Consider the following 8,980-nt stretch of genomic DNA (forward strand, 5'->3'; position numbering starts at 1 on the left):
GCCGAGGGAAGCCGCCCGCGGCAGCGCGGCGGGGCGCGGGCCGAAGGAAGCCGCCCGCGGCAGCGCGGCGGGGCGCGGGCCGAAGGAGGCCGCCTCCACCGCCCCCGCCAGCCCTGCCGCCCCCGCCGGGGCCACCGACACCGCCGGGGCCACCGACGCCGCCGGGGCCACCGACGCCGCCCGGGCCGCCGTAGCCGCCGCGCCGAAGCCCGCGACGGAAGAGCACCGCCCCGCCCGCGTCACCAAGCCGAGGCCCGTTCCCGGCCCGTGCCGCCCGCATCAGCGTGCCGTGTGCCGTGCCGTGCGACGGGTGAGCCAGAGCACCCCGGCCGTGCCGGTGAGCAGCACGGTGCCGCCGAGGGTGCCGAGTGCGGCGGCCGAGTCGAGCGGGCCGGTCTTGGGCAGCCGGCCGCCGCCCGACTGCGTCGTACCGCCCGAGGAGTCGTCGGAGCCGCCGGAACCGCCGCCCGCGGCGGCCGTCACGTCGAGTTCGAGGGAGGGCTTGGGGTTGTTGGAGGGCTTGCAGACGGCCGCGTCCATGCCGAGCGCGTGGACGGTGAGCGTGCCCGCCGTGAAGGTGACCCTGCCACTCTTCTTCGGCGTGTACGTGCCGGTCAACTGCCCGATCCTGATGGGCGTGTTGGGCGGGATGGCAGCCGAGTTCGGCACGCCCTTCACCTGGACCTCGCCGCTGTCGGCGCCGCCGACGACGAGTTCGGCGCGGGGCGTCATGACGCCTTTGGGCAGTTCGATCGGGCTGTCGGAGACACCCTTGTCGAAGGACATCGTGATCCTGTACGAGCTGCCGTTCTTCTCGGCCTTGATGTCGACGGGCGAGACCGCGCTCTTGGGGCCGATCTTGGTCTCGCAGGCGTAGTTGACGTCGACGACGGTGGCGTGGGCGGCGGGCGCGGAGAGCAGGACGGCCGAGCCCGCCACCGCGATCGCCACCGTCAGCCCACGGGCCGTTCTCCTCGGGTCCGGCACCTCGAACACCCCTCACCGCAAGGTTGCTGACGGTCTATCAGATTGGCCGTCAAGGTACGCCGGGGGCCTTGTAGAGGGAAGAGAGAAGGGTGTGAAAGTCCTACGGGGACGTTCGGGCGCGATGCGCCGGCGCCCTACGCGGGCGCGGCGAGTTCCGCCCAGACCGTCTTGCCGGGGGCGCCGGGCACGCGGTCGATGCCCCAGGCGCGGCAGAGCCGCTGGACGATGAACATGCCGTGGCCGCCCGGCCGCCCGGCGCGGTGCGGGGTGCGGGGGGCGGGCTGACCGGCGCCGCGGTCGACGACCTCCAGGCGCAGCACGTCGGCGAGGCGCAGCACGCGGAGGCTCTCCGGGCCCTCGGCGTGCAGGCAGGCGTTGGTGACGAGTTCGGAGACGACGAGCAGGACGTCCTCGGCGGCGGCCCTGCGGTCGGCGGTCGCGGCCGGCAGCCAGCCCCAGTCGTGCAGCGCCTGCCGGGTGAAGTCACGCGCGAGCGGGACGGTGCCACTGGCCGCCCCGAGGGCGAGGGTGCGGACCTCGGGGTCGCCGGAGGCGGTCTCCTTCAACGCTTCACCTCACCGATTCAGCCGGTTCAACCGTTTGACGAGTTTGACGGGTTCAGGACACAGGGTGGCGGGGGGCGGGCCCGTCCGGCCGGGGCGCCGGACGGGCCCGGGCGCATACTCGGCCACTCGGCCCCTCAGTCATTCGACCATTCGGCCATGCGCCGTTCAGCCATTCGACCACTCAGCCGGGAAGGGCCGAGTCGAGCGAGTCGTGGATGGTGAAGACGGCGTCCGCTCCGGTGATCTCGAAGACCCTGGCCACCGGGGGCCGCATCGCCGCCAGATGAACCCCGCCGCCGGCGGCGTCGGCTCTCAGCCGGGCGCCGAGCAGGACGTTCAGCCCGGTCGAGTCGCAGAACTCGAGGCGTGAGCAGTCGAGCACGAGGCGTGTCCGGCCCTCGTCGAGCGCGTGGTCGAGTGGCGCACGCAACAGTTCGGCGGTGTGGTGATCGAGCTCACCCACGGGGGTGAGCACCTCGCTCGCCCCCACGGTCCGGACCTCGACCCGGAACCGCCCGGGTGCGCTGCCGATGTGCTGGCGGTACATGCGTCGAACCATACAAGCGCACCCGCGTGCGCCGCACACAAGCTCCACCCCATACCGTAATGAACCGGACAATTGCCACTTGCAACCATCGGGGTCGAACCGGTAGGGCTAGAAGGACACCTTCCACTTGGCCGGCTTTGGAGGCGCCGCAAACCGCAGCGAGACAACGATGGAGGAGACCATGTCCCCCCGGCTCGACGTACCGGACCAGACGGCCCGGGAGCACGCGACCCCGGACCACACGATCCCGGGCCGGACGGCCCAGGACCACCGGGTCCAGGACCACCCGGTCCAGGACCACCCGGTCCAGGACCACCCGACCCAGGACCTCGCGGAACTCCCGCGGATCCCGCACGCCGACGAGATCGCGCCGCACGACGCGCGCGCCCTGTCGAAGACCCTCTTCGCCCGCCTCGGCGACCTGGAGGAGGGCACCCACGAGTACGCGTACGTCCGCAACACCCTGATCGAACTCAACCTGGCCCTGGTCAAGTTCGCCGCCTCTCGGTTCCGCACCCGCAGCGAACCGATGGAGGACATCGTCCAGGTCGGCACGATCGGCCTCATCAAGGCGATCGACCGCTTCGAACTGGCCCGCGGCGTCGAGTTCCCCACCTTCGCGATGCCGACGATCATCGGCGAGATCAAGCGCTTCTTCCGCGACACCTCGTGGTCGGTGCACGTCCCGCGCAGGCTCCAGGAGCTCCGCCTCGACCTGGCCAAGGCCGGCGACGAACTCGCCCAGCGCCTCGACCGGGCGCCCACCGTCGAGGAGCTCGCCCGCGAGCTGGGCATCCGTACCGAAGAGGTCGTCGAGGGCATGACCGCGGCCAACGCGTACACCGCGAGCTCGCTCGACGCCCCGCCCGAGGAGAGCGACGCGGACGGCGCGACCCTCGCCGACCGGCTGGGCTACGAGGACCACGGCATCGAGGGCATCGAGTACGTCGAGTCGCTCAAGCCGATGATCGCCTCGCTCCCGGCGCGCGAGCGCCGCATACTGTCGCTGCGCTTCACGGCCGGTCTCACCCAGTCGGAGATCGGCGAGGAGCTGGGCATCTCGCAGATGCACGTGTCGCGGCTGCTGTCCCGTACGCTGGCGCGACTGCGCAAGGGCCTGACGGCCGAAGAGTGAGGCCGACAGGGCGGGGGCGCCGTGAACGACATACCCGTCGGGACCGGCGCGCTGCTCGGTACGGGCCGGTCGGCCGACGTGTACGCCCTCTCCGGACCGGACGAGGGCCGGGTGCTGCGCCGCTACCGCGACGGCGGTGACACGGAGCCCGAGGCCAGGATCATGCGCGACCTCGCGCGGCGCGGCTATCCCGTGCCACGGGTCGCCCGCGCGGCGGGCCCCGACCTGGTCATGGAGCGCCTGACGGGCCCGACGCTCCTGGAAGCGGCGGCAGCGGGCGCCGTCACCGCCGAGACCGCGGGCACCCTCCTCGCCGACCTGCTCCACCGCCTCGGCACCACGCCGTGGATCCACTTGGACCTCCACCCCGGCAACGTCGTCCTCGCCCCGGAGGGCCCCGTCGTCATCGACTGGCGCACCGCCCGCGAGGGCCCGCCCGGCCTGGACGGCGCGATGTCCGCCCTCCTCCTCGCGGAGGCGGCCCTCTCCCCCGCCCCGTACGCAGAAGGCGCCCGCACGGCCCTCACAACCCTCCTCACCCACCTGGCCACCCCGGTCACGCCGTACGTCCCGGAGGCGACCACCCTCCGCGCGGCGGACCCGAACCTGTCGGACGAGGAGCGGGCCCGCACGGCAACGGCCGGCCACCTGGTCACCACCCTGGCCACGCATCCCGAGCCCGCCACGTAACACCGCACCGGCCTGGACTGGTCGCGTCGGCTCCCGGAGAATCGGGGCATGAGTCGCAGACGCGCCCGGTCCGCCGGGCCCATGGGGTTTCGGTAGCCCGCCAGGAGAGACCTGGCGGTCGCTGCCGAAGGAGACCTCGTGTCGCGGACCGCTCACCACAGACCCCCCGCCCACTGTCGCGCCGCCGGGTTTCCCCGTGACGGCGCTCCTTGGCGTGCCGTCGTCCTGTACGACCTGCGCTACGACCGCCACGGCGTGCCCCGCAGGATCCGCCGGGAAGTGACGGTGTACTCGTGGGCGCGTCACCACCGGGACGGGTCCGTCAGGCGGTGGGCCGTCACGGAGGAGCGGCGGGCCCGGCAGCGGCTGCGTACCGCGCTCGGCGCCGCCCGGCGCCTGGCGAACACCGCACGGCAGGACGCGGACTCCGTCGACATTCCTCCGGCCCGACACCGCCGCGCGGCCCTGTGGTGGGCCTGAGACCGTCACACCGGCCGCGAGGTCACAGCGTGCCCACGCACGCCTCGTTGCCCTCCGGGTCCGCGAGGACCCAGTGGGACGGGGCGTGGGCGGCGGTGACGAGGGTGCCGCCGGCTGAGAGGGCGGCGGCGATGCGGGTTTCGGCCTGGTCGTGGGGGACCCAGACGTCGACGTGGACGCGGTTGCGCTGGGGGCGCGGCGTGTCCATCTGCTGGAAGTAGAAGGCGGCGTTGCGGCGGCGGAGGTCGATGAGGTCCTCCGGGCTGCCCGCGCGGTGCTCGTAGCCGAGGAGGGCGCGCCAGAAGGGGGTGACCTTGTCGATGGACAGGGCGTCCACCGTGACCTGGACCGCGGTCAGGGCGGAGGGGTCCGGGACCAGGCCGTGGTCCGCCGCCAGGCGGGAGATGCGTTGTGCCAGGGCAGGGTGGTGCTCCGTCAGGCCGTACAGCTCGTCCGTCACCGTGACCAGGCGGACCGTGACCCCGTCCGGGCGGACGTCCACGTCCGGGGCGCGGTCCGCCGTCTCCGGCAGGGCGGCGAGCTCGGCGACGAAGCGGGCGCCCGCGGCGAAGGTGCCGGTGCGGAAGTACGCACAGGCGCCCTCGCCGAGGACCCGCCAGTCGTCGAGGCCGGGCGTCTCGCGGAAGCGGCTCGGGGGGATCTTCCGGGGCTGAGGGGGCTGAGGGGGCGTCTGCATGCGCGCCAACCTAGCCGCGGCTTCAGACCGTTCGCAGGCCCTTTCGCCAGACCTCCGCGACCAGCGGCACACCCGGGCGGTACGCCAGGTGCACGTGCGACGGCGCGTCGAGGATCATCAGGTCCGCGCGGGCGCCCACGGCCAGGCGGCCGACGTCCGTGCGGCGCAGGGCCGCCGCGCCGCCCGCGGTGGCGGACCAGACGGCCTCGTCCGGGGTCATCCGCATGTCGCGGACCGCGAGCGCGATGCAGAAGGGCACCGAGGACGTGAAGGACGAGCCCGGGTTGCAGTCCGTGGACAGCGCGACGGTCACGCCCGCGTCCAGGAGCCGGCGCGCGTCCGGCCACTGCGCCCGCGTCGAGAACTCCGCACCCGGGAGAAGGGTGGCCACCGTCGACGAGTTGGCCAGCGCGTCGACGTCCTCGTCCGTCAGGTGCGTGCAGTGGTCCGCGCTCGCCGCGTCCAGCTCGACCGCCAGCTGCACACCGGGGCCGTACGAGAGCTGGTTGGCGTGGACGCGGGCCTGCAGGCCCTTCGCCTGCCCGGCCGTGAGGACCGCGCGGGCCTGGTCGCCGTCGAAGGCGCCCTTCTCGCAGAACACGTCGACCCAACGGGCGTACGGGGCACAGGCATCCAGCATCTCGCCGGTCACCAGGTCCACGTATCCGGCCGGGTCGTCGGCGTAGTCGGGCGACACGATGTGCGCGCCGAGGTACGTGACCTCGTCCGTGTGCTCGGCGGCCACGCGCAGCGCGCGGGCCTCGTCCTCGACCGTCAGGCCGTAGCCGGACTTGGTCTCGAAGGTGGTCGTGCCCTGGCGCAGCGCCTCGTACATGTAGCGGGCGACGTTGGCGGAGAGCTCGGCGTCGGACGCGGCGCGGGTGGCCGCGACCGTCGTGCGGATGCCGCCCGCCTGGTACGGCTGGCCGGACATCCGCGCGTGGAACTCGGCGGTCCGGTCGCCCGCGAAGACCAGGTGCGAGTGGGAGTCGACGAAGCCGGGGAGGACCGCCCGGCCGCCGGCGTCGACCCGGTTGTCAGTGGCGGGTGCTTTGCTTGATTCACCGACCCAGACGACACGGTCGCCTTCGATGACGACGGCCGCGTCCTGGATCAGGCCGAGAGGAGTTCGATCACCGAGGGAGGGGTCGTTGGTGACGAGACTGGCGATGTTGACGATGGCGGTGGCGGTCGTCGCCACGGCGCTGTTCGCGCTCGTGGGGGCGGAGGTCGCCGCGGGGTTGTTCCTCGCCGCCGGGCCCGTGTTCATCTTGAGAGATCTCTCCTTCAGCCGCGCAGGGCGGCGATCGAGTCCGCGAGGGCGCGGCCGGCGTCCGGTACGGAGGAGTGGACCCCGTCCCGTACGACGTGACGCCCGCCCACGACCGTGTGCCGCACGTCCGCGGCCGACGCTGCGAATACCGCCGTCTCGGCTGCCAGACGCGGTACCGGCCCCGCTGTCCTGACGGAGTCCAGGGCGATCGTCGTGAAGTCGGCGAGCGCGCCGGTCTCCAGGGTGCCCGCGTCCTGCCAGCCGAGTGCCGCGTGGCCGTCCGCGGTCGCCGCGCGCAGCAGTGCCGCGGCGGTCCAGTGGCCGCGGGTGCGGGTGCGCAGGCGCTCGTCGAGTTCCATCGCACGGGCCTCTTCCAGGAGGTCGACGACCGCGTGGCTGTCGCTGCCGAGGGAGAGGGGGGATCCGGCGCGCTGGAGGGCGACGGCGGGGCCGATGCCGTCCGCCAGGTCCCGTTCCGTCGTGGGGCACATGCAGGTGCCGGTCGTGGTGGAGCCGATCAGCGCGATGTCGGCGTCCGTCAGGTGCGTGTTGTGGACGCCCGTGGTCCGCGCGCCCAGGACGCCGTGGTCGGCGAGGAGCTGGGTCGGCGTGCGGCCGTGGGCGGCGAGGCAGGCCTCGTTCTCGGCGGTCTGCTCGGAGAGGTGGACGTGGAGCGGGGCCTGGCGGTCCTGCGCCCAGCCTGCCACCGTCGACAGCTGGTCGGCCGGGACGGCCCGTACGGAGTGGACGGCCGCGCCGATCCGGACGCCCTCGCGCTCCTTCAGGAGCGACACCCGCTCCGCCCACGCGTCGGCGGTGCCGTCGCTGAAGCGCAGCTGGTGCGGCTCCGGTGCCGCGCCGAAGCCGGACGAGAGGTAGGCCGTGTCGAGGAGGGTGATCCGGATGCCCGCGTCCGCGGCGGCCGCGATCAGGGCCTCGCCCATGGCGTTGGGGTCGGCGTACGGGGCGCCGCCGGGCGCGTGGTGCAGGTAGTGGAACTCGCCGACGGAGGTGATGCCGGCCAGGGCCATCTCCGCGTACACGGCGCGCGCGAGGGCGAAGTAGCTGTCGGGGGTGAGGTGCTGGGCGACCGTGTACATGACCTCGCGCCAGGTCCAGAAGGTCCCGGAGCCGACCTGGACGGTGCCGCGCAGGGCCCGGTGGAAGGCGTGCGAGTGGGCGTTCGCCAGGCCGGGGAAGGTGAAGCCGCGCAGCGCCTCGGCGCCGGGCGGCGGGGTGTCGACGCCGGTCCGTACGGCCGTGATGCGGCCGTCGGAGACGTCGAGCACGACGCCCGGCTCGACGTTCGTGCCGAGCCAGGCGTGCTCCAGCCAGTACGTCGTGGTCACCTGCACGCCAGTCCTTCCAGTACGTCGGCGAGTGCGCGGACGCCGGCCACGCAGTCGTCCTCGGCCGCGAACTCGGCCGGGGAGTGCGAGACGCCCGTGGGGTTCCGTACGAACAGCATGGCGGTCGGGATCGAGGCGGACAGGATTCCCGCGTCGTGTCCCGCACCGGTGCCGAGGACCGGGACCTTGTCGCCGGTCGTCTCGCCCAGGATCCGTCCCATCTCCTCCCGCAGCGCGTGTCCGAACTCCACGACCGGCGTGAAGGACTCGCGGACGACGGCGAGGTCGACGCCCTGGCGGACGGCGTGGTCGCGGGCGGCGGTCTCGATGCCGGCGACGACGGCGTCCAGGGACTCCTGGTCGGCGGCGCGCGCGTCGAGCCAGCCGCGCACGAGCGAGGGGATCGCGTTGACGCCGTTGGGCTCGACCGCGATCTTGCCGAAGGTGGCGACGGCGCCCGCGAGTTCGGCCTCGCGGCGGGCGGCGAGCACGGTCTCGGCGTACGGCAGCATCGGGTCGCGCCGGTCGACGAGCCGGGTGGTGCCCGCGTGGTTGGCCTCGCCGTGGAAGTCGTACCGCCAGCGGCCGTGCGGCCAGATGGCGGAGGCGATGCCGACGGCGTCGCCGGACAGGTCCAGGGCGCGACCCTGCTCGACGTGCAGTTCGACGAAGGCGCCGATGCGGGCGAGCCGCTCGTGGTCCGGGCCGATGGCCTCGGGGTCGTGGCCGGCGGCCTCCATGGCCTGCGGGAGGCTGATGCCGTCGGCGTCGCGCAGTTCGAAGGCCTTCTCCTTGGTCAGCTGCCCGGAGGTGAGCCGGGAGCCGACGCAGGCCAGCCCGAAGCGGGCGCCTTCCTCGTCGCCGAAGTTGACGATGGCGAGGGGCCGCCGGAACGAGACGCCGCGGGCGCGGAGTTCGTCGAGGGCGGCGAAGGCGGAGACGACGCCGAGCGGGCCGTCGAAGGCGCCGCCGTCGGGGACGGAGTCCAGGTGGGAGCCGGTGACGACGGCGTCACCGGCGCTGGGGTCGCCGAGCCAGGCCCACTGGTTGCCGTTGCGGTCGGTCTCGACGTCGAGGCGGCGGGCCTCCGCCTGCATGCGGAACCAGAGCCGGCAGTCGGCGTCGGCGCCGGTCCAGGCGTAGCGACGGTATCCGCCCGAGGCGTCGCAGACGCACACTGGCCCCACCGCAGAGAACAAAGGGGTGTAGGACCTTTACAACACAAGGGGCCCAACCCCCCAGAGGGCGGCTCGCGC

General features: G+C 73.6%; 10 protein-coding genes. 3 read left to right on the plus strand and 7 right to left on the minus strand.

Features of this window, described 5'->3' with window-relative positions; genetic code table 11:
• Positions 1-279: 279 nt before the first annotated feature.
• From ACFVGS_RS37125 to ACFVGS_RS37135, 3 genes are all read right to left on the minus strand, one after another.
• The gene (locus ACFVGS_RS37125) at positions 280-987 is read right to left on the minus strand and encodes a peptidase (RefSeq protein WP_385696866.1); all 708 of its coding nucleotides are present in this window, start codon (positions 985-987) and stop codon (positions 280-282) included.
• Between the two features lie 134 nt (positions 988-1,121).
• Complete coding sequence (locus ACFVGS_RS37130) at positions 1,122-1,553, minus strand: ATP-binding protein (protein ID WP_384423206.1); 432 nt, start codon at positions 1,551-1,553, stop codon at positions 1,122-1,124.
• Between the two features lie 181 nt (positions 1,554-1,734).
• Positions 1,735-2,100, minus strand: a complete 366-nt coding sequence (locus tag ACFVGS_RS37135) for an STAS domain-containing protein (RefSeq protein ID WP_384423204.1) — start codon at positions 2,098-2,100, stop codon at positions 1,735-1,737.
• Between the two features lie 169 nt (positions 2,101-2,269).
• Here ACFVGS_RS37135 and ACFVGS_RS37140 point away from each other — a divergent pair, with 169 nt between their 5' ends.
• The 3 genes from ACFVGS_RS37140 to ACFVGS_RS37150 all read left to right on the plus strand — a co-directional run bounded on the left by ACFVGS_RS37140 (position 2,270) and on the right by ACFVGS_RS37150 (position 4,405).
• On the plus strand, positions 2,270-3,235 hold the full coding sequence (locus ACFVGS_RS37140) for an RNA polymerase sigma factor SigF (protein ID WP_385696869.1): 966 nt from the start codon (positions 2,270-2,272) through the stop codon (positions 3,233-3,235).
• Positions 3,236-3,256: 21 nt separating this feature from the next.
• Positions 3,257-3,925 carry a phosphotransferase gene (locus ACFVGS_RS37145; protein ID WP_384423200.1) on the plus strand — a complete coding sequence of 223 codons (669 nt, stop codon included), beginning with the start codon at positions 3,257-3,259 and terminating at the stop codon, positions 3,923-3,925.
• 138 nt (positions 3,926-4,063) lie between these two features.
• Complete coding sequence (locus ACFVGS_RS37150; RefSeq protein ID WP_385696872.1) at positions 4,064-4,405, plus strand: hypothetical protein; 342 nt, start codon at positions 4,064-4,066, stop codon at positions 4,403-4,405.
• A gap of 22 nt (positions 4,406-4,427) precedes the next feature.
• On the opposite strand, the gene ACFVGS_RS37155 is transcribed toward ACFVGS_RS37150, so the two are convergent.
• The 4 genes from ACFVGS_RS37155 to ACFVGS_RS37170 are packed head-to-tail and all read right to left on the minus strand — an operon-like array spanning position 4,428 to position 8,911.
• The gene (locus ACFVGS_RS37155) at positions 4,428-5,102 is read right to left on the minus strand and encodes a VOC family protein (protein WP_385696874.1); all 675 of its coding nucleotides are present in this window, start codon (positions 5,100-5,102) and stop codon (positions 4,428-4,430) included.
• 22 nt (positions 5,103-5,124) lie between these two features.
• On the minus strand, positions 5,125-6,372 hold the full coding sequence (gene hutI / locus ACFVGS_RS37160; protein ID WP_384423194.1) for an imidazolonepropionase: 1,248 nt from the start codon (positions 6,370-6,372) through the stop codon (positions 5,125-5,127).
• 17 nt (positions 6,373-6,389) lie between these two features.
• Positions 6,390-7,724 (minus strand): formimidoylglutamate deiminase, encoded by a 1,335-nt coding sequence (locus tag ACFVGS_RS37165; RefSeq protein WP_385696878.1) that lies wholly within the window; start codon positions 7,722-7,724, stop codon positions 6,390-6,392.
• Positions 7,721-8,911, minus strand: a complete 1,191-nt coding sequence (locus ACFVGS_RS37170; protein ID WP_385696881.1) for an allantoate amidohydrolase — start codon at positions 8,909-8,911, stop codon at positions 7,721-7,723. The genes ACFVGS_RS37165 and ACFVGS_RS37170 overlap by 4 nt, the downstream gene beginning before the upstream one ends.
• Between the last annotated feature and the right edge of the window lie 69 nt (positions 8,912-8,980).

This window comes from Streptomyces sp. NPDC127114, assembly GCF_042677525.1.
GTDB lineage: Bacteria > Actinomycetota > Actinomycetes > Streptomycetales > Streptomycetaceae > Streptomyces.